Raw genomic sequence first — 19,293 nt, forward strand, 5'->3', positions numbered from 1 at the left:
TGCGCACGCTCTGCCGGGCGGAGCCGGAGCGCACGCGAGCGGACGCCCGAATACGGGGCGTCCGCCCGGAACAGCGATGTGAAAGCCGCCGCGTCCGGCCGTTCTTCAGCGGGCGGCGGTGTTCGCCGCCGGAACGGGGCGCGGAATGCGCGCCGTCCGGCGAGAGCGGTCCTGGCCGGCGCGGAGTCCTATTCCCACACCTTGGTGCCGTCGTCGAGCATGCGCATCCCGAGAACGAAAATATTGCCGTGCTCCAGGGGCTTGTACTTGAGCGCGTAGCTCCCGTCCGCCCTCAGTTCGTAGTCGGGATTGTTCCGGTAGTAGCTGGCGTCGCGCCCGCCACCGGCGGTGTTCGGGTTCGCGCGCGGCGGCTCGTGGTTCACCGGGCCGATCGTCGGGCGATGGCCGTCGGCGGGGCGCGCGTCGTCTCCGCCGCCGCCGAGGTTGGCGAACAGATGGATCGGATTGGCGAATGGCGTGACGGCGAATCCACCGCCGGTGTTGCCGCTTTGGCGCGGCAGGGTGTCGCTGCCCGACGCGGGGCGGTCGTCGCGGATGGTGCTGAGGAACGCGCCGTCGACCTCGGTCAGGAAGCCGCCCTCGTTCATGCGCAGCCAGCCGGTGCCTTCCGGGTTCTCGTAGAGGTTGGCGCCGTCTTGGTTGACTGCGTCGACCAGACGGCCGCCGTTCGCCACCTGGCCGATGCGCAGGTCGCCGAGCTGGTTCTGGTCCAGGCCCTGCACGACCATCGCGCGATCGCCCTGCGTGATGACCAGCTCCGTCGCCAGTGTCGCGCCGTTGCCGCCGGCAGCCCACGGCGTGGTGTGGATGGTGATCTTGGTGCCGTCGTCGAGGTTCAGCGTGGTGGTGCCGTAGAAGTCGCCGACCGCCTTCAGGTTGCCGTTCTCGTCGGTGGTCTGGAAGTGCGGGTCGCCCCACACGCGCGTCTGCTCGCCGGTTTCCTTGTTGGTCAGCGTGAACTCGGAGTTGCCCTCGTTGAGATCGAGCGTGTACTTGCCCAGGTCGATCTGCGCCTTGCCGCCGTCCTGCTTGACCTGCCAGTCGCCGTTCTGCGGCGGCTTGATGCCCTGCGCGCGATTCAACGTGTCGATGATCGCGTTCGATTCGATCTTGCTGATGTGGCCGTCGAGGGAGGCAAAGCCGATCTGCTGCAGGATCTGCGAACGCTCCTGCGGATTGAGCTTGGACAGGTCGGCGTCGCCGAGCGCCTTGCTGACGCCCTGCTGGTTCCGGCACCCGTCGCAGGTGCCGAGCATGCTCTGGCCCGCGCCCATGAAGAGGCCATCCTGGAACGCCTGCACGACCTTGTCGACGACCAGGCCTAGCAGGCCGCCGAACATCGGATTGGCCGGCGAGCGGCCAGCCGCTTGCGCGGTCGGCGACGGATTCCAGCCCTGCGGCACGTCGAGGCGGCCGCTGTTGCCGCCGGAAACGGTGTCGGCGAACCGGCCGCTCGACTCGAAGCTGTGCACCAGACTGCTCACCGTGTCGGCGTCGCCGGCGCTGATGTGACCATCCCTGGAGAGAAGGTCCACCGTCGACATCAGCACGTTCTTTTCCTGCGTCGACAAACGGTTCGGGTCGACCGAATCCAGCGTCGCGCGGATGCGCGTGGCGCCCAGGCTGGGATCCGTGCGACCCAGCGAGCTGTCGATGCTGCCCTGGAACTGCGTGTTCTCGGAGAAATTGCGCAGAGTGGAAATGCCGGTCATGAGAGTTCCCTTCGCTGATGGCTCGGTTTGAGCATGTATATTTGTATACATGTATCCATACGGATGGCAGTCGGGTAATCCCTAGCTAGGGATTACCCCGGGAGTCAGATGATCTTCAGCGTGATCGCCTTCAGCACCGCGCGCGTGCGGTCGCGCGTGCCGAGCTTGTCGAAGATGTCCATCAGATAATTCTTGACCGTGCCTTCGGTCACGTGGATGGCCTGGCCGATCTCGCGGTTGGTGTAGCCGCCGGCGAGCAGGCGCAGCACGTCGATCTCGCGCCGGTTGAAGCGGCCTTCGGGCAGGTCGCCGTCGCGGTAGGCGTAGCGTTCGCGGATCGCGTCGGTGGCGATCGGCGCGACCAGCGTGCGGCCGGCGGCGACTTCCTCGATCGTCTCGACCAGTTCCAGCGGCGAGGCGTCCTTCAGCAGGAACCCTCTGGCGCCGGCCTCGATCGCGCGCAATGCGAGGCCGGCGTCGTCGAACGTGGTCAGCAGGATCACCGGCGGCGACGCGGCGAGGCGGCGCAGCCGCGCGCAGACCTCCAAGCCGTCCAGCCGCGGCATGCGCACGTCGCACAGCACGACGTCGACCGTCGTTTCCGGCAGCGCCTGCAGCAGCTCCTCGCCGTCGCCGGCCTCGAGCACGATCTCGAACTGCGCGAAGCCGCCGAGCAGAGCCTTCAGGCCGCCGCGCACCAGGGCCTGGTCGTCGGCCAGCGCGATGCGGATGCGCTTAGGTTCGATGCGCGTCATGCCGGCAGCCGCGCCTGCAGGCGAAAACCGTCGCCCTGGTGGCCGAAGCGCAGCTCGCCGCCGAGGGCGTGCAGCCGTTCGCGCATGCCGGCCAGTCCGCCGCCGGGGCGGGTGTCGCCACCGCCGCCGCCGTCGTCGCGCAGGTCGAGCACGATCTCGCTGCCTTCGCGGCGCAGCTCCGCGCGCAGCTCGCCGGCGTCGCCGTGGCGGGCGGCGTTGGTGAGCCCTTCCTGGAACGCGCGCAGCAGCACCTCGGCCTGTTCCAGGGTCGCCGCGCGCGCGTCGGCGGCGATCTGCAGATGCACGCGCGGACGCGGGAACGGCGCCGCCATGCGCCGCATGGTCGCGCCAAGGTCGAGGCCGTCGTGCAGGCGCAGCTGGTGCGCGACCGAGCGCAGGTCGTCCAGCAGTTCCTCGGTCAGGCGCGTGCACAGCGCGACGACCTCGTCGGTGTCCAGCCGCTTGTTGTGCGCCAGCGCGGCGAGGTTCAGGCGCAGCGCGGTGAGCTTGTGGCCGGCCACGTCGTGCAGCTCGCGCGACAGGCGCAGGCGCTCCTGGCCGCGCGCGATTTCGGCCAGCATGCCGCGCGTGGCGAGCAGCTCCGCGTGCGTGGCGGCCAGTTCGTCGCGCGCCTGCTCGGTCCTGCGCGCCGAACGCACCAGTGCGATCGCGAACAGCTGGATGCCGGCCTGCAGGCCGACGTAGGTGAGCGGAAAATCCATCTGCCGGAACGCCACCACGACGGCGAGCAGCAGTGCGTTGGTCGCCAGCCACGCGCCCGCCAGCGCGGGCAGGCCGAGCAGGGCGGCGAATTCGAGCATCGGGATCACCAGCAGCGCGGCGGCCGAGTTGTAGCGGTAGAGCGCGACCAGCACCAGCGCGAGCGTGCAGAGCAGAGCGGCCAGCGCGAGCCGTGCCGTGCGGCGGGCGCGCAGCGCCAGCGGGATCGCGAACACCAGTCCGAACGCCAGATGCAGGGCGCGCGCCAGTCCGTGCACCGGCAGCGAGGCGCCGATCGCCGTCGCCACGACCGGTCCGGTCCACAGCTCCAGCCCGACCGCGGCCCAGGCGACCGCCGCCGCGATCGCCGCCAGCGGATGAGCGTAGGACGTCCGTTGCGACATGCGGCCAGCTTCGCGTCGGTGCGCGGCGAAGGCAAGCCGATCCGCAAAACGGATGACTTTCGTCACCCGCTGCGGTGACTTCCGATATCTGGGTCGCCACGGCGCAAACGCGGACAGTGCGCATCGTCCTTCCGGAGCAATGCCGCATGAACCCGAAGATCCGCAAGACCCTGAAGATTGCCGCCTGGGCGCTGCCGGCACTGGCCGTCGCGGCGCTGGCGCTGAGCGCGGTGCCGGCGATCCGCATCGGCGAGCGCAACGCGTTCGGCACCGAGCTGCCCGCGGCGACGGTGACGCATCCGCGGGCGATCGCGCAGGCCTACGACTACCTGCCCAAACGCACGCGCTTCGATGCCTTCGTCGCGCTGAAGGACGGCCGGCTGCTGGCGCGCTGGGGCGAGGTGGACCTGCCGATCAACACGCATTCGGTACGCAAGAGCCTGCTCAGCGCGCTGTACGGCATCGCGATCGAGAAGGGCTATCTGCGCCTGGACCAGACACTGGCGGAACTGGGCATCGACGACGCGGTGGTGCCGCTGACGGCGGTGGAGAAGATGGCGACGATCCGCGACCTGCTCGAATCGCGCTCGGGCATCTACATCGAGGCGGCCGGCGAGGCGCAGGGCATGAAGGACGGGCGGCCGCGGCGCGGTTCGCATCGACCGGGCGAGGCGTTCTACTACAACAACTGGGGCTTCAACGTGCTCGGCGTGATCTTCGAGCGGCGCACCGGACTGAGCATCGGCCAGGCGCTGTACAACTGGATCGCCAGGCCCACCGGCATGACCACGTTCAAGCCCGGCCACGTGATCTACGACCAGCCGCGCTACACCGAGCATCGCCAGTTCGTCGTCTTCATGTCGGCGGCGGACCTGGCGCGTTTCGGCGCGCTGTACGCGAACGGCGGCCGCTGGGGCGCGCTGCAGGTCGTGCCGGAGGCCTGGGTGGCCGAAAGCACGAAATCCCGCTCGCAAGTCCACGGCATGGACCCGTTCGACGGCTACGGCTATCTGTGGTGGATCGACCGCGAAGCCGGCACGGTCTGGGCCGACGGCTGGGGCGGCCAGTTCATGATCGTCGACGCCAGGCGCCACCTGGTGCTGGTCTCGCGCAACGACACCGGCCGCAGCCTGCTGCAGCTCGGCCTGTTCATGCTGTTCGACGGCGACGGCTGGCGCAGCCATCACCAGAAGCTGCACGAATGGATGATCCAGGCGTCGACAGGGACCTGAGGCCGCGCTACGGCTCGAAGCCGTCGGCGAAGATGCGCTCGCCCGGCTCGACGAACTGCCCCGTGATCGAGAAGCCGCCGAGCGCGCTGCGCGCTTGGACCGTCGCCGTGTAGACGCCCGCGGCCGGGGTCGCGATCGCGCAGGTTTCCTCCGCCGACGGCTGGCGCGATTCGCAGACGACGTCGCCGCCGAAGGCGATCGAAAGATCCGCATCCTCGCCGGCGCTGCCGGAAACGGTGAAGCGCAGGTCCGCCGCGTCCGGCGGCACGTCGAGCGTGAAGACCTGCACGGTGTCCTGCTGCGCGGCGAGCCCGTCGGCCGCCACGCCGTTGGCGAGCGGCACGATGCCGTTGTCGACGTCGATCGTGGCGGTGTGCAGGTTCGGCAATCCGCCGTCATCGGTCACCGTCAGCGCGACGGCGTAGCGGCCGACGGTGGCGTAGGTCTTGACCGGATCGGTTTCGCTCGACGCGGTGCCGTCGCCGAAGTCCCACTGGCGCGAGGCGATCGTGCCGTCGGCGTCGCTGGAAGTGTCGGTGAAGCGCACCGTCATGCGCTCGGTGCTGTAGTCGAAGCCGGCGACCGGCGCCTGGTTGGTGCCGCCGTCGTGCGTCTTGGCCAGTTCGCCGAGGAAGGCGAGGCCGAACTGCGCGAACTTGACGCTGTGTTCGGCGGAGTCGTCCATGTTCGCCAGCGTGTCGCCGGAGGAGTGCACGTAGGGCAGGCCGCCGAGGCCGCCGTTGGGGCGCGGCTGCCCGGCCTCGAACACCATGCCGGCCGGATAGCCGGCCTGCGTCCACGAGGAATGGTCCGAACAGCCGTAGCCGCAGGCCAGGCTCGTGCGGGTGAATCCGAGCGGGGCGAGGTATTCGTCGAACAGCTCGCCGAAATAGGTCAGCAGCGCGGCATTGGAGTTGTCGCTGATGATCTGCATGTCGTACGCGGTGCCGTTCTTGTAGTTGGTCATGTCCAGCTGCAGCACGCCGACGACCTGCGCGCCGTCCTCGTCGAAGCGGCGGGCGATCGCCTTCGATCCGCGCAGGCCGACTTCCTCCGCGGCGTAACCCATGAACTTGACCGTGCGCCGCGGCTGCCAGCCGTTCGCCATCGCGATGCGGATGATCTCGGTGATGGTGGCGATGCCGGAGGCGTCGTCGTCGGCGCCGGGCGCGACGTCGTTCGGGCCCGGATTGCCGGTGGACCAGTTGATCGAATCCAGGTGGCCGCCGATCACCACGATCTCGTCCGGCAGGTCGGCGCCGCGCACGGTCAGGATCACCGACGGCTGCGTCGAGCAGTCCGTGCAGTCCTCGAACAGCTCGACCTCGGTGTCGGTGCGGTTCGCGGCGAGGTCCTGCCAGGTGTCACGGATCCACTCCGCGGCCTCGCGGCCGTGGCTCGACGCGTAGAAGCGGTTGCGGTAGGCCGACAGCGTGGCGATGGTGGTGCGGATGTTCGCTTCGGCCGGCTGCGGCAGCCACGCGTCGACGGTGGCGCGGTTGTCGATCGTGTAGAGGGCGCCCAAGGGGAGGGCGATCGCCTCGGCCGTGCGGTCGCCGGCGAGGAAGGCTTCGGCCTCGGGCCGGCTGCCGAAGGTGAAGAAGCCGCCGCAGCGTCCTTCGCCCTCGTGTACGTGCCGGCTGACGGCGTCGAGCTGCGCCGCATCGAGCTGCGCGACGACGAGGTCGCGGCCGAGACGGTCGCGCCACGCCGTCGCCTCGCGCGCCTGCGCCAGCGCGCCGTCGAAGGTCTCGCGCGACAGCACGGCGTAGACGGTGCCGCCGCTTTGCGTCGACGAAGCGGGCGGCGCGGCCAGCGCGGCCGAAGCGAAGGCCGCCGAGGCGGCGAGCAGCGTGCGAATGAGATTCATGATTTCCCCAAGGAGTGCGGCGGCGACGGGCGCTGGAGGCTCGTCGTCCCGGGGAGAACGAGCAGGCGGCCCGGATACCCTACCCGATCGGGAAGCGGCGACGACATCGCCGCCCCGATTGCTTCTCGCCCCGGAGCCAAACCCTTATACTGCGCGGCCCTGCACGGCCGCCTGCCGTGCAGCGCAGGCCGAAGTGGCGGAATCGGTAGACGCAGCGGACTCAAAATCCGCCGCCCTTAAAAGCGTGTGGGTTCGAGTCCCACCTTCGGCACCAGATCGACGTTCGGCGACGTCCGAGGAAGTCCCAGAAACCCGCAGAAATGCGGGTTTTTTTCTTGACGTCCCGTGACGTCCACTACCATCCACTTGAATCTGCGGGAGCCTGGGCAAGCCATCTGGAACCCCTTGGGGAACCCATGTCCGGTGAATCCAAGGCGCTTACGGCATTCACGGTAGCCAAATCGAAGCCCAAGGCGACGAAATACAAGCTCCAGCCGGTGGCGGCCTCTACGATGCAGCCCGCGTGCTCAAGGAGCATGGCGGCAACGGCTACTTCGCGAAGACCAAGGGTTGGGCAGCAATGGAAGCGTCGATGCGTCGAGAGATTGCTGCCAAGTGGCTGGCAATCTTCGTCATTCCCTGCGCACTTCTATGGCTGACTATCAACGGCCCCGTAACTGTCTATTCGGGAACTTTGCCGTACTACAACGATGTGGTGCACAACGTGCCGGCAAACTCCGCGTTCAATTCTTCCTGCACGTCGGCCTCGGTGGGTATGCAGTAGCTAAAGGCAAGGATGTGTGAGTGCGTGTGAGGCCCCGCCGTTGGTGGGGCCTCACCGTCTGGTCTGGCAGACGCGCCATTCCACAATGGTCCTATGGCGGAGCGCCGGCGAGGCATTCAGCGCTTCGCGATCACGGTCGTGCTCTTCGTTCCGCTCCGTCGAATGAGAGCTGTTCTCCGATACCGCTCGGCTGAGCCTTGCGGTGGCAGGTCGGAAAATTTTGCGCAAGACGCGCTTTTCTCGTGTCGGTCTCGGCCCGCTGTTCGGATACGGCTTCGCCGCAACGGCACGCGACATTTCCGGCACCGTTCGTCGCGCGAATTGAGACGCCGCACGCGGACACTCGCTGCGCCCGCCGCGATCCCCCTCCTGGCGGGCGTCACAGCCTTTGCCCGCTGCCGCTCGTCGGGAGACGCCGGAACAGCGGGATTTTTCGAACCCGCCTTTCACGGCGGCGATCGCGCAAAAAAAGAGCGGCGCCGAAGCGCCGCTCCACGGGTGTCACCATGGCATCGGGCTACAGCTTGCGGCCGAACTCCTCGACCTGCTTCTTCGCCTCGTCCCTGGCGATGCCGTAGCGTTCCTGCAGCTTGCCGGCCAGGTATTCGCTGTTGCCTTCCGCGACCGTCAGGTCGTCATCGGTCAGCTTGCCCCACTGGGCCTTGAGCTTGCCGGTCAGCTGCTTCCACTGTCCCTTGATCCGGTCTTCGTTCATCGGAACCTCCTCGTTCGTTCGGGAATGGAGCCGGGCGGCGCCCTCACTCCTTCGACTTCAGGCCGGACGCGTCGACGCGCTTGACGCCCTTCACGCTCTCGGCGGCGGCGACGGCCTTCTTGACCGCGACATCGGTGGCCAGCACGCCGGTCAGCGTGACCACGCCGTCGACGGTCTTGACGTCGACTTCCATGCTCTTGACGCCGTCGGTGGTGGCGAGCTCCGTCTTCACCTTGGTCGTGATCCAGGTATCGGTGACCGGCTGGTCCGACTTCGTCGGTTCGTTCCCGTCGGCTGGCGCCGCCGTCTGCGCAGTCGCGAAGGAAGCGGCGCCGACGAGCAGGGCGGCGGCCAGGGAAAGGGAAACGAGCGAAGCATTGCTGCGATTCATGGGGATCTCCTTCTGGGGATTTCCGTCGCGCTGCACGTGCGAGCATCGATGCGGCTGCGACGTGGGAAACCATAGACGAACGTCCCCACTCTCCGATGAACAACGGAATGTTCACCGGATGCCAACGAAACCTTGTCGTCGGCGAACACGTGTGCCGGAGCGGAGAGGAGCGCGTCCGCCGCACGCTGCGGCGGCGAGCATCAGCGCGTTCGTCGCGCGGACACGTGGACGCAATCGCTTCCCGGTCCGCGTGGAGCGGTCGCCTCGTCAATGCCCCCCGCCGGCGGCGCCGCCGACCTTGGCCACGAACGGCGGCCGCGTCAGCCAGAGCACGAGGATCAGGCCGAGGAAGATCCAGCCGAGCACGAAGAACAGTTCGTTGAACGAGAGCTGGTAGGCCTGCTGGTTGATCGTGCGTTCGAGCATCGCGTAGGCGGTGTCGCTGCTGCCGTGGCCGAGCGCGGCGATCGCCTCGCGCGAGCCGGGGTCGTAGGGCGTGACGTGCTCGGTCATGCGCGCATGATGGAAGATCGCGCGGTCCTGCCACATGTAGCTGGTGATCGAGGCGGCGAAGCTGCCGCCCATGTTGCGGATGCAGGTCGCCAGGCCCGTGCCGGCGGCGATCTCGTGGGAGTGCAGCGGCGACAGCACGATTTGCGTGAGCGGCATGAAGTAGATCGCCACGCCCAGCCCGGCGATGAACTGCGCCATGGCGACGTGATGGAAGTCCACGTCGAGATAGAACTGCGAGCGCAGGAAGCACGTCGTGCCGAGGATCGCGAAGGAGACGCTGGCGACCAGGCGCAGGTCGAAGTTGTTGACGTAGCGGCCGACCAGCGGCGTCAGCAGCACCGGCAGGATGCCGATCGGCGCCGCCGCCAGGCCGGCCCAGGTCGCGGTGTAGCCCATGTACTGCTGCAGCCACTGCGGTACCAGGATGTTGATCGCGAAGAACGCGGCGTAGCCCAGCGTCATCGCGAACGTGCCGGCGCTGAAGTTGCGGTGGCGGAACAGGCGCAGGTTGACGATCGGTTCCTTGTCGGTCAGCTCCCAGATCACGAACACGACCAGGGCGATCGCCGACACGACGGCGCAGGCGACGATGAACGATGAGTTGAACCAGTCTTCCTCGTTGCCCTTGTCGAGCAGGATCTGCAGCGCGCCGATGCCGATGACGAGGGTGGCCAGTCCGACGTAGTCCATCTTCGGCCGCGCGGTGACGTCGCCGCGGCGGCGCATTTGGTTGAACACGATGAAGGCGGCGAAGATGCCGACCGGCACGTTGACGAAGAAGATCCACGGCCAGGAATAGCTGTCGGTGATCCAGCCGCCGAGGATCGGGCCGACGATCGGCGCGACGATGACCACCGTCATCAGCAGCGCCAGCGCCTGGCCGCGCTTGTGCGGCGGGTAGATCGACAGCAGCAAGCTCTGCGTCACCGGATACATCGGGCCGGCGACCGCGCCCTGCAGCGCGCGGAACGCGATCAGCATCGGCATGCTCTCGGCGACGCCGCACAGCAATGAGGTCAGGCTGAACAGCAAGGTCATGCCGATGAACAGGCGCACCTCGCCGATGCGGCGCACCAGCCAGCCGGTCAGCGGCAGCGCGATCGCGTTCGACACGGCGAAGGAGGTGATGACCCAGGTCGACTGGCTCGCGTTCGCGCCGAGGTCGCCGGCGATGTGCGGCAGCGCGACGTTGGCGATGGTCGTGTCGAGCACCTGCATGAAGGTCGCCAGCGACAGGCCGACCGTGGTCAGGGCGAGATTGGGCGGACGAAAACTTTCGGTGCTCATGGCGGAGTCTTGTGCGTCGCATTCGCCGCGCCGGTTTCGCGCGCGACAGGCGGCGGTTGCTGAAGAAGCGGATGGCCGCGCGGCGTTCGCGTCACTTGCGAAAGCCGTGCGGCCGGACCTTCACCGCTGCGAGACGCGCCGCTCGTCGCCGGCGCGCGCGGCGTTCTCGTGCACGATGCGCTCGATCTCGGCCTCGGCGCCCTGCGCCTGTCCGGCGTACACGTCGGTGGTGAATTTCGGTTCACCCGGTGCGTGCAGGGCCAGGGCCGGGCCGGAACGGTCGTGCAGGTCGACGTCGGCGCGCATCGACAGGCCGATGCGCAGCGGGCTCTTCTGCAGTTCCTTCGGATCGAGCGCGATGCGCACCGGCAGGCGCTGCACGATCTTGATCCAGTTGCCGGTCGCGTTCTGCGCCGGCAGCAGCGAGAACGCGCTGCCGGTGCCGACGCCGAGGCTGTCGACCTTGCCGTGGTAGATCGCCTCGCCGCCGTAGAGGTCGGACTTCAGCGTGACCGGCTGGCCGATGCGCATCTGCGCGAGCTGGGTCTCCTTGAAGTTCGCGTCGACCCAGATCTGCCCGGCCTGCTGCAGCGGCACCACGGCCATCAGGGCAGTGCCGGGCTGGATGCGCTGGCCGACCTGCACGGTGCGCTGCGCGACGTAGCCATCGACCGGCGCGTAGATCTTCGAGCGCACGTCGGCGAGCCAGGCGGTGCGCAGCGTCGCCGCGGCGGCGAGCACGTCCGGGTGCCGCGCGATCACGGTTTCGTCGACCAGCGCCTTGCTCGTGCTGAGCTGCTGCTGGGACGAGGCGAGCTGGCTTTCCGCCGCGGCGAGCGCGTCGCGCGCGTGCGCGAGTTCCTCGGCCGAGATCGCGCCGGTGGTGGCCAGGCCCTTGCGGCGCGCGTAGTCGGCGCGCACGCGATCGAGCGTGACCTTCTGCGCGGCGACCAGCGCCTGGCCGCTCTCGACGTTGCTGTAGAGGCCGCGCACCTGGCGCACCGTGCGCGCGAGGTTCGCTTCGGCCTGCTGCAGCGCGATGCGCGCGTCGCTGCCGTCGATCTCGACCACCACGTCGCCCTTGTGCACCAGGTCGCCGTTGTCGGCCTGGATGCGCACGACGGTGCCGGCGACCTGCGGCGTGATCTGCACCACGTTGCCGTTGACGTAGGCGTCGTCGGTGCTCTCGTACCAGCGGCTCACCGTGTAATACCAGATGCCGATGCCGATCGCGGCGAGGACGACGGCGAGCAGGACGAGGCGTAGCAGGAAACGGCGCCGGCCGTTGGTCGGCACGGCGGTTTCGCCGGCGGTGGGGTTCGCGGTGCTCATGGCATGTGCTCGTGAAGTGGATCTTTGTAGAACGGATGATCCGGAAGCGGTTCGGCCGAACTGGCCAAGCCGCTCGCGACCGGATCCGGCGTGCGTCGGCGCGGCGGTCTACGGCGGTGGTGCACCGGCGATCGACGGCACGTCGCCGGCTGCGTCGAAACCGCCGCCGAGCGCCTGCACCAGGCGCACCGAGGTGTCGAGCCGTTGCGCGTCGAGCGCGGCGGCGCGCTGCTCGGCGGCGAGCAGCTGCTGCTGCACGCTGAGCGCGTCGAGATAGTTGCCGATGCCGGCCTTGTAGCGCTGCTGGCTGAGATCCCAGGCCGAACGCGCGGCGGCGACGGCGCGCTGCTGGGCGGCGATCTGCGTCTGCAGCGAGTCGAGGCTGGACAGCTTGTCGGCGACGTCGTTGATCGCGCCGACCAGGGTCGTGTTGTACTGCGCGACGACGAGGTCGTAGCCGGCGTCGGCGCGATCGAGGTCGGCGCGGCGACGCCCGCCGTCGAAGATCGGCAGGCTGATCGCCGGCTGGATCATGAAGAAGCGCGCCGGCAGCGAGAACAGCGTGTCGACGGTGGAGGAGGTCAGACCGGCGAAGGCCGACAGCTCCAGGTTGGGCAGGAACTCGGTCTTCGCCGCGGCGATGTTCCGGTTCGCCGCCTCGACGCGCCAGCGCGCCGCGACGAGATCGGCGCGGCGGCCGATCAGATCGGCCGTCAGATTCGGCGGCAGCGCCAGCACGCTCGGCTGCAGCGCTTTCGGCCGCGCGATGTCCAGGCCGCGATCGGGTCCCTTGCCGAGCAGCACGGACAGCGCGATGCGCGCGGCGTCGATCGAGCCGTCGGCGTCGGCCACCTGCTGCTCGGCGCTGGCGATTTCGGTTTCCGCCTGCTTCATCTGCAGCTGGTTCTCGATGCCGGCGGTGACGCGCTGTTCGACCAGCGCGTGCGAGGCCTTTGCGCGCGCCAGCTGCGCATCGGCCACGTCCTTCTCGGCGAAGGCGTAGCCGAGCTGCACGTAGGCGCGCGCGACGTTGATCGACAGCGCGAGCCGCGCGGCATGCGCGTCGATCTCGGCGGCGCGCGCCTGGCCGAGCGCGGCCTCCCAGGCGGCGCGCTTGCCGCCCCAGATGTCCAGGCCCCAGCTGAAGCTGGCGTAGAGCGTGGGATAGCTGTTGAAGCGGCCGCCGACCGGCTTCGGCGCGGCGGTGGTCGGCAGATGCACACCGGCGACGTTGGCGGCGGAGTTCACCGTCGGCAGGCGTTCGGCGTAGCGCGTGTCGACCTGGCTCTGCGCTTCCTTCGCGCGCGCGTCGGCGCTGGCGAGGTCGGGATTGTCGCGCAGCGCCTCGGCGACCAGGGTGTCGAGCTGCTCGTCGCCGAGCGTCGTCCACCAATCGGACGCCGGCCACGCCGCCGGGGTGGTGCGGACGTCGGCGAAGCTGCGTTCGCCGTGCAGCGCGACCGCGTCGATCGGCGTGCCGTCGGTGTGCAGGCCGCGCGTGCTGGCGCAGCCGGCCAGGGCGAGCGCGGCAGCGGCGGCGAGCGGGGCGAGGAAGGCGGGAGAGCGCATGGGATGTCTTTCGGGCGTGGCGGTCATGGAATGTCTTCGAGCGCGTCGCGCACGTGCGTGAGCAGTTCGAGCAGGCGCGCGCGGTCCGCCGCGGACAGGCCGCGCAGGGCCAGCTTCTGCATGCGTTCGGAGTAGCCGCTGATCGTGCGCCAGAGCCGCTTGCCCGCCGGCATCAGTTCGATCGTCAGCGCGCGCCGGTCCTGCCCGTGCGGTTCACGCCGCACGTAGCCTTCGGCTTCGAGCTGGTCGATCAGCCGCGTCATCGCGCCGGCGTTGTGGTCGAGGTAGCGGGCCAGGTCCCCCGGCCTCTGCGGGCCGTACTTGTCGAGGATCTTCACGACCAGATACTGGCTGAAGCTGATGCGGATGCCGTCGGCTTCGAGCTGGCGCTCGATCTGGTGCTGGCAGCCGTCGCGGATCTGGCGTACCAGCAGCGCGAAGTTGCCGTCGTCGCGGACACCGTGCAGGGCGGTTTTCTTCATGCGCGCTGTAATGTTGCCTAGGCAACAATTTTCAAGGCAACGACAGACGATGAAGTTTATTTAATGAGGCAAGGCGTTCGAGCCGTGGGGGACGTGCGTCGGCTTGCGTGGTTTCGGGTGCGGAAGACCGGCCGCAACGGCGCCTCGTGAACGAGGAGGCGCATCGACCGTGCGCCGCCGGGCGGAGGCATGTCCGCCTCTTGGAGAATGTCGGAATTCCTCGGCTGCCGTCGCGGGACGGGCAGCCGGGCCGGCGCGGATCAGTGCGTGCGATCGAGCGACAGCTTGCGTTCGTCGCGCTCGTACCAGCCGCTCTCGGCCGGCTGGAACACCGAGCAGGCGTTCATCGCGCCGCGATAGATGTGCAGCGAGACCGCGATGGCGTCGTCGCTGGGGTTGCGGATCGTGTGGTATTCGTGCGGCGGGATCAGGCTGCCGGCGGAGCCGGGGCCGGCGTTCATCGTGCCGCGCGACTCGAAGCGGTAGCGGCCGTCGCGGTTTTCCATCAGTTCGTACGGCGTGACTTCGAGGAAGCCTTCCCACACGCCCTCGACGCACCACATGCCGGCGTGGTCGTGGATCGGCGTGCCCTGGCCGGGGCCCCAGGTCATCGCGATGACGCTGTAGCCCAGGTTCTCGCTGCGGTACAGCTCGCGCCGCGCGTAGTGGTCGCTTTCGCGCTCGAACACGCAACCGGGCAGGCGCACGTTCTGGTCGCGGATCAGGCGGCACAGCGTGTTGCGCAGGGCATCGGCGATGGCCGCTTCCTCGCGCTGCGACACGGCGCGGTCGATTTCCTCGATCAGGTGGCGGGCGCCGGGGAATTCGAGCGACAACATCGGGCTATCTCGACAGAGGGAAAAATCATTTCCATTCTACAGCGCGGCCAGGAAGCGCGCGATGGCCGCGCCGAAGCGCGGGATGTCGACCAGGAACGCGTCGTGCCCCTGCGGGCTGTCCAGCGCGACGAAATCGACCTCGGCGCCGCCGGCGCGCAGGCCGTCGGCGATCTGCTCCTGCTGCGGCAGCGGAAACAGGATGTCGGTCTCCACGCCGATCACCAGGGCGCGCTCCACGCCCAGGCGCTTCAGGGCATTGTCGACGTTGCCGCCGGCGTGCTCGCCGATGTCGAACCAGTCGCTCGCGCGCGACAGGTACAGGTACGAGTTCGGGTCGAAGCTGCGCACGAAGCGGCGTGCATGCCCGGCCAGGTACGACTCGATCTGGAACTCGACGGCGAACGGTTCCTCGTCGCGCTGGTCGGAATCGAGCCGGATGCGCGCGAACCGTCCGACCCATTCCATCGCCGAGCGGTAGGTGATCACGCCGAGCTTGCGCGCGATCGACATGCCCGCTTCGGGGTAGTGCGCGTCGTCGTAGCGGCCCTGCTGCCAGTTCGGATCGAGGCGGATCGACTCGCGCTGCAGCGAGCGGATCGCGATCGCGAACGGCTGCGCCTGCGCGGCGGTGGAGATGCTGGCGTGGGCGCGCGCGCTGCCCGGATGCTGGGCGAGATAGGCCAGCGCGGTCATGCCACCCATCGAATTGCCGAGCAGGCAGGCGAGGAGGTCGATGCCCAGTCCGCGCACCAGCTCGAAGCTGGCGTTGGCGGCGTCCTCGAGCGTCAGCTCGGGAAAATCCAGGCGGTACGGTTCCCCGGTCACCGGATTCACGTCGGCCGGGCCGGTCGAGCCCTTGCACGAGCCGAGCGTGTTGGCGCAGATCACGAACCAGCGGTCGGTGTCGATGTGCTTGCCCGGGCCGAGCATTTCTTCCCACCAGCCCGGCGACGGATCCTCGTCGCTCGAGGCGGCGTGCGCGCTCGGCGACAGGCCGGTCAGGATCAGGATCGCGTTGTCGCGCGCGGCGTTGAGTTCACCCCAGGTCTCGTAGGCGAGGCGCGCGCCGACGAGTTCGCCGCCGCGCTTCATGCGGAACGGCGAGGACAGGTCGAACCAGCGGCGGGCGTCGGACATGGGCGGGCGAAGTCGGGAACGGACGCCGGAATGTAGCGGGGGATGCCCGCCTCGCCAAGGCGCGTGCGCGTGCCGGCCTCTGGGGTGTCCGGCGGCGGCGACCGTTCTGCTATGTTGCCGCGTCGTCGCGGGGAGACTTCGATGCCGAGCATCTACCAGCTCAAACCGGCCTTCCAGGGCCTGCTGCGGCCGTTCGTGCGCGCGCTGGCACGCGCCGGTGCGACGGCGAACCAGGTCACCGTCGCCGCCGTGCTGATCGCCTTCGCGGTCGGCGCGGCGCTGCTTGCGTGCCCGCGCCGCGAAGTCCTGCTGCTGTTGCCGCTGGCGCTGTTCCTGCGCATGGCGCTGAACGCGATCGACGGCATGCTGGCGCGCGAACACGGCCAGATGTCGAAACTCGGTGCGGTGCTCAACGAGCTCGGCGACGTCGTCGCCGACGTGGCGATGTACCTGCCGCTGGCGCTGCACCCGGAGTTTCCCGCGGTGCCCGTGGTGCTCGTCGCGGTCTGCGCGGTGGTGGTGGAGATGACCGGTGTCGTCGGCGTGCAGATCGGCGCCAGCCGCCGCTACGACGGCCCGTTCGGCAAGAGCGATCGCGCCTTCGCGTTCGCCGCGCTCGGCCTGCTGCTCGGCCTGCTGCTCGGCCTGGGCGTGCCGGGCGGCGCGTGGATCGGCTGGCTGCTGTGGCTGCTGCTCGCCGCGTCGCTGTGGACCGTCGTCAACCGCGCGCGGCAGGCGCTGGCCGAGGTCGCGGGCAAGGAGGGCGCGGCATGATGGCGGAGTTCTGGATCCCGCGCAGCGTGCAGTGGACGCTGGCCGCGGTCATCGCACTGCTGCTGGTCGCCAGCCTTGTCGTCGCGCTGATGCGCTGCGGCGACGCGGCCGGCCGGCATGACGAGCTGTCCGCGCGGGTCAAGTCCTGGTGGGTGCTGGTGTTCGTGTTCGCGGTGGCGATCGCGTTCCGCCGCGGCGTGGCGATCGCGTTCTTCGCGATCCTGTCCTTCCTGGCGCTGAAGGAATACCTGTCGCTGATCCCGACGCGGCGCGCCGATCGCCGCGTGCTGTTCTGGGTCTATCTGTGCGTGCCGATCCAGTACGGGTGGGTGTGGCAGCACTGGTATCACATGTTCCTGATCTTCGTGCCGGTGTGGGCGTTCCTGTTCGTCGCCGCGCTGATGGTGCTGCGCGGCGACACCAAGGATTTCCTGCGCGCGGCCGGCACGCTGCACTGGGGCCTGATGACGATGGTGTTCGGCCTCAGCCACCTGGCCTACCTGCTGGTGCTGCCCGACGGCCAGGCGACCGTCGCGCACGGCGCCGCGCTGCTGCTGTTCGTGGTGCTGCTGACCGAACTCAACGACGTTGCGCAGTACCTGTGGGGCCGCACCCTCGGGCGGCGCAAGGTGATCGAATCGGTCAGCCCGAAGAAAACCGTGGAAGGCCTGCTCGGCGGCGTGCTGACGACGACGGTACTGTCGTTCCTGCTCGCGCCGGTGCTGACGCCGCTGACCGCGACGGATTCGATCGCGGTCGGCCTGATGATCGGCATCGGCGGCTTCCTCGGCGACGTCACCGTCTCCGCGGTGAAGCGCGACATCGGCGTGAAGGATTCCGGTTCGCTGATTCCCGGCCACGGCGGCGTCCTCGACCGCGTCGACAGCCTGCTGTTCACCGCGCCGCTGTTCTTCCACTTCATGAAGTATTTCTACTTCTGATGGGCTACCTGCTGCGCCTGTTCTTCTACGGCGTGCTGGTGCGCCTGGTCGTGCTGTTCGTGCTCGGCCTCAACGTGCGCCATCGCGAGCGGCTGCCGGCGAAAGGGCCGGCGATCCTCGCCGCCAACCACAACAGCCACCTCGACGCGATGGCGCTGATCAGCCTGCTGCCGCTGCGGCTGCTGCCGCGCGTGCGGCCGGTCGCCGCGGCGGACTACTTCCTGCGCAACAAGCTGCTCGCCTGGTTCGCGCTCAACGTGGTCGGCATCGTGCCGCTGAACCGGCAGCGCCGGCACCTGCACGACGACCTGCTCGCGCCGGTGGCCGCGGCGCTCGATCGCGGTGACATCCTGGTGTTCTTTCCGGAAGGCTCGCGCGGCGAGCCGGAACTGATGGCGGAGTTCAAGACCGGCCTGGCGCGCATCGCCGAACGCCGCCCGGACGTGCCGGTGATCCCGGTGTTCACGCACGGACTCGGCAAGGCGCTGCCGAAGGGCGAGTGGGTGATCGTGCCGTTCTTCGTCGACATCTTCGTCGGCGAACCGCTGCGCTTCGACGGCGACCGCGCGGCCTACATGCAGCGCTACGTGGAATCGATGCGCGCGCTGGCCGAGCAGGAGAGGCGGGCGGAGTGGTTGTGAGCGGGAATCGGCGTGAAAGATCTGCTCAGAGAGCCCTCACCCGGCGCGGAGCGCCGACCTCTCCCGCGAGCGGGAGAGGTGAAAGCCTGCAGTGCAGTCCGGGGATGAGCTTTCCCCTCTCCCGCTTGCGGGAGAGGGCCGGGGTGAGGGCGCTTTCGAGACGCCGCCTGGATTTTCCTCGCCGCGACGTCGCGCTCCGAACGACGCTCAGTTCTTCGCGATCGCCTTTTCCAGGCGCTCGACGCGCTTGGCCGACGGCGGGTGGCTCGACACGATGCTGCTGGCACTGCCCTTCTTGCCGCCGTCGAGCTTCTCGAGCTTCTGCATCGAGGTGACCGCGGCCTTCGGGTTCAGGCCCCTCTTCTTCAGCAGGGTGAGGCCGTACTGGTCCGATTCCAGTTCGTTGCTCTGCGAGAACTGCGCGTTGATCACGTTCTCGACCACGCCGCCGAGTTCGGACGAGGCGACCGCACCGGCGGCGCTGCCCTGGCTGGCGACGCCCTTGCGCGCGGCCTGGGTCAGGTAGGCGGTCTTGAAGCGCGCCTTGGAGTGGCCGTACTTCACGTGGCCGATCTCGTGGCCGATCACGAAGCGCAGCTCGTCGTCGTCCATCAGGTCCATCAGGCCGGTGTAGACGCGCACCGAGCCGTCGGGCAGGGCGAACGCGTTGACGGTGTCGGACTGGTACACCTTGTAGTTGAGCTTGAGGCCGTCCTCGCTGGTGTAGCCGGAGGTGATCTTGGCCAGGCGCTGCGCGTACTTGTTGCTCGCCGGCAGCACCTTGCTCTTCTTGTCGTAGGCGACGGCGGATTCGGCGCCGAGCTTGGCGATGTCGGCGTCGGAAAGGGTCAGTCCCTTGACCGCGTCGGAGCCGGCTTCGAGCAGCTTGCCGGTGTCGGAGCCGCCCTTCTTGCCGCCGAGCAGGCCGCCGATTCCGCCCAGCACGCCCTTCTTGTCGTCGGCGTGGGCGGCAGTGGCGAGGGCCGCGAAGGCGACGGCGGTGGCGAGTGCGAGCTTGCGAAGATTCGGATTCACGAACAGGTCCCTCTAGTGAATGGAACGGGGAACCTAGCATCGCGCGCGAGACGCCCGCAATCGGAGGTCTCCCCAGCTTGCGCGGGCGATTGCAAAAAAGTGATTCGCCGGCACGCGCGGCTGCGCACGCCGGAACCGG

18 protein-coding genes and 1 tRNA gene are annotated in these 19,293 nt (G+C 68.8%); 6 read left to right on the forward strand and 13 right to left on the reverse strand.

Features of this window, described 5'->3' with window-relative positions:
- Nucleotides 1–188: 188 nt before the first annotated feature.
- From ACFO6Q_RS14910 to ACFO6Q_RS14920, 3 genes are all read right to left on the reverse strand, one after another.
- On the reverse strand, nt 189–1,733 hold the full coding sequence (locus ACFO6Q_RS14910) for a DUF1521 domain-containing protein (RefSeq protein ID WP_380021901.1): 1,545 nt from the start codon (nt 1,731–1,733) through the stop codon (nt 189–191).
- A 104-nt stretch (nt 1,734–1,837) separates the two neighbouring features.
- A complete protein-coding gene (locus ACFO6Q_RS14915) occupies nt 1,838–2,488 on the reverse strand; it encodes a response regulator transcription factor (RefSeq protein ID WP_380021902.1) in 651 nt (216 codons plus the stop codon).
- Nucleotides 2,485–3,612: a sensor histidine kinase gene (locus ACFO6Q_RS14920; RefSeq protein WP_380021903.1), complete on the reverse strand. Its 1,128-nt coding sequence runs from the start codon at nt 3,610–3,612 to the stop codon at nt 2,485–2,487. Before ACFO6Q_RS14920 ends, ACFO6Q_RS14915 begins: the two co-directional genes overlap by 4 nt.
- A 146-nt stretch (nt 3,613–3,758) precedes the next feature.
- Here ACFO6Q_RS14920 and ACFO6Q_RS14925 point away from each other — a divergent pair, with 146 nt between their 5' ends.
- Nucleotides 3,759–4,844 carry a serine hydrolase domain-containing protein gene (locus tag ACFO6Q_RS14925; protein WP_380021904.1) on the forward strand — a complete coding sequence of 362 codons (1,086 nt, stop codon included), beginning with the start codon at nt 3,759–3,761 and terminating at the stop codon, nt 4,842–4,844.
- Nucleotides 4,845–4,851: 7 nt separating this feature from the next.
- On the opposite strand, the gene ACFO6Q_RS14930 is transcribed toward ACFO6Q_RS14925, so the two are convergent.
- Nucleotides 4,852–6,714, reverse strand: a complete 1,863-nt coding sequence (locus ACFO6Q_RS14930; protein ID WP_380021905.1) for a M20/M25/M40 family metallo-hydrolase — start codon at nt 6,712–6,714, stop codon at nt 4,852–4,854.
- Between the two features lie 187 nt (nt 6,715–6,901).
- Between ACFO6Q_RS14930 and ACFO6Q_RS14935 the strand changes: the two genes are divergently transcribed.
- Together ACFO6Q_RS14935 and ACFO6Q_RS14940 are read left to right on the forward strand one after the other, a co-directional pair.
- Nucleotides 6,902–6,988: transfer RNA gene (locus tag ACFO6Q_RS14935), tRNA-Leu, on the forward strand.
- 249 nt (nt 6,989–7,237) lie between these two features.
- Nucleotides 7,238–7,498, forward strand: a complete 261-nt coding sequence (locus ACFO6Q_RS14940) for a hypothetical protein (RefSeq protein WP_380021906.1) — start codon at nt 7,238–7,240, stop codon at nt 7,496–7,498.
- A 517-nt stretch (nt 7,499–8,015) separates the two neighbouring features.
- Here the strand turns inward: ACFO6Q_RS14940 and ACFO6Q_RS14945 are convergent.
- The 8 genes from ACFO6Q_RS14945 to metX all read right to left on the reverse strand — a co-directional run bounded on the left by ACFO6Q_RS14945 (nt 8,016) and on the right by metX (nt 15,763).
- On the reverse strand, nt 8,016–8,213 hold the full coding sequence (locus ACFO6Q_RS14945) for a CsbD family protein (protein WP_380021907.1): 198 nt from the start codon (nt 8,211–8,213) through the stop codon (nt 8,016–8,018).
- A 43-nt stretch (nt 8,214–8,256) separates the two neighbouring features.
- Nucleotides 8,257–8,604 carry a BON domain-containing protein gene (locus ACFO6Q_RS14950; protein ID WP_380021908.1) on the reverse strand — a complete coding sequence of 116 codons (348 nt, stop codon included), beginning with the start codon at nt 8,602–8,604 and terminating at the stop codon, nt 8,257–8,259.
- Nucleotides 8,605–8,871: 267 nt separating this feature from the next.
- Entirely contained in the window at nt 8,872–10,404 is a 1,533-nt protein-coding gene (locus ACFO6Q_RS14955; protein WP_380021909.1) for a DHA2 family efflux MFS transporter permease subunit, read from the reverse strand.
- A gap of 120 nt (nt 10,405–10,524) precedes the next feature.
- On the reverse strand, nt 10,525–11,736 hold the full coding sequence (locus ACFO6Q_RS14960; protein WP_380021910.1) for an HlyD family secretion protein: 1,212 nt from the start codon (nt 11,734–11,736) through the stop codon (nt 10,525–10,527).
- A 108-nt stretch (nt 11,737–11,844) separates the two neighbouring features.
- Complete coding sequence (locus ACFO6Q_RS14965) at nt 11,845–13,305, reverse strand: efflux transporter outer membrane subunit (RefSeq protein ID WP_380021911.1); 1,461 nt, start codon at nt 13,303–13,305, stop codon at nt 11,845–11,847.
- A 23-nt stretch (nt 13,306–13,328) separates the two neighbouring features.
- Entirely contained in the window at nt 13,329–13,787 is a 459-nt protein-coding gene (locus tag ACFO6Q_RS14970) for a MarR family winged helix-turn-helix transcriptional regulator (RefSeq protein WP_380021912.1), read from the reverse strand.
- Between the two features lie 260 nt (nt 13,788–14,047).
- Nucleotides 14,048–14,626: a cysteine dioxygenase family protein gene (locus tag ACFO6Q_RS14975; RefSeq protein WP_380021913.1), complete on the reverse strand. Its 579-nt coding sequence runs from the start codon at nt 14,624–14,626 to the stop codon at nt 14,048–14,050.
- Between the two features lie 36 nt (nt 14,627–14,662).
- The gene (gene metX, locus ACFO6Q_RS14980) at nt 14,663–15,763 is read right to left on the reverse strand and encodes a homoserine O-acetyltransferase MetX (protein WP_380021914.1); all 1,101 of its coding nucleotides are present in this window, start codon (nt 15,761–15,763) and stop codon (nt 14,663–14,665) included.
- A gap of 141 nt (nt 15,764–15,904) precedes the next feature.
- On the opposite strand from metX, the gene ACFO6Q_RS14985 reads away from it, so the two are divergent.
- From ACFO6Q_RS14985 to ACFO6Q_RS14995, 3 genes are read left to right on the forward strand one after another with little or no spacing between them, the layout of a single operon-like run.
- Entirely contained in the window at nt 15,905–16,537 is a 633-nt protein-coding gene (locus ACFO6Q_RS14985; protein ID WP_380021915.1) for a CDP-alcohol phosphatidyltransferase family protein, read from the forward strand.
- A complete protein-coding gene (locus ACFO6Q_RS14990) occupies nt 16,534–17,478 on the forward strand; it encodes a phosphatidate cytidylyltransferase (RefSeq protein WP_380021916.1) in 945 nt (314 codons plus the stop codon). Before ACFO6Q_RS14985 ends, ACFO6Q_RS14990 begins: the two co-directional genes overlap by 4 nt.
- Nucleotides 17,478–18,119, forward strand: a complete 642-nt coding sequence (locus ACFO6Q_RS14995) for a lysophospholipid acyltransferase family protein (protein WP_380021917.1) — start codon at nt 17,478–17,480, stop codon at nt 18,117–18,119. The genes ACFO6Q_RS14990 and ACFO6Q_RS14995 overlap by 1 nt, the downstream gene beginning before the upstream one ends.
- A 207-nt stretch (nt 18,120–18,326) precedes the next feature.
- Here the strand turns inward: ACFO6Q_RS14995 and ACFO6Q_RS15000 are convergent, their stop codons facing one another.
- Nucleotides 18,327–19,154, reverse strand: a complete 828-nt coding sequence (locus tag ACFO6Q_RS15000; protein WP_380021918.1) for a M48 family metallopeptidase — start codon at nt 19,152–19,154, stop codon at nt 18,327–18,329.
- Nucleotides 19,155–19,293: the final 139 nt, after the last annotated feature.

It is taken from the genome of Dokdonella ginsengisoli (assembly GCF_042652785.1).
Lineage (GTDB): Bacteria > Pseudomonadota > Gammaproteobacteria > Xanthomonadales > Rhodanobacteraceae > Dokdonella_A > Dokdonella_A ginsengisoli.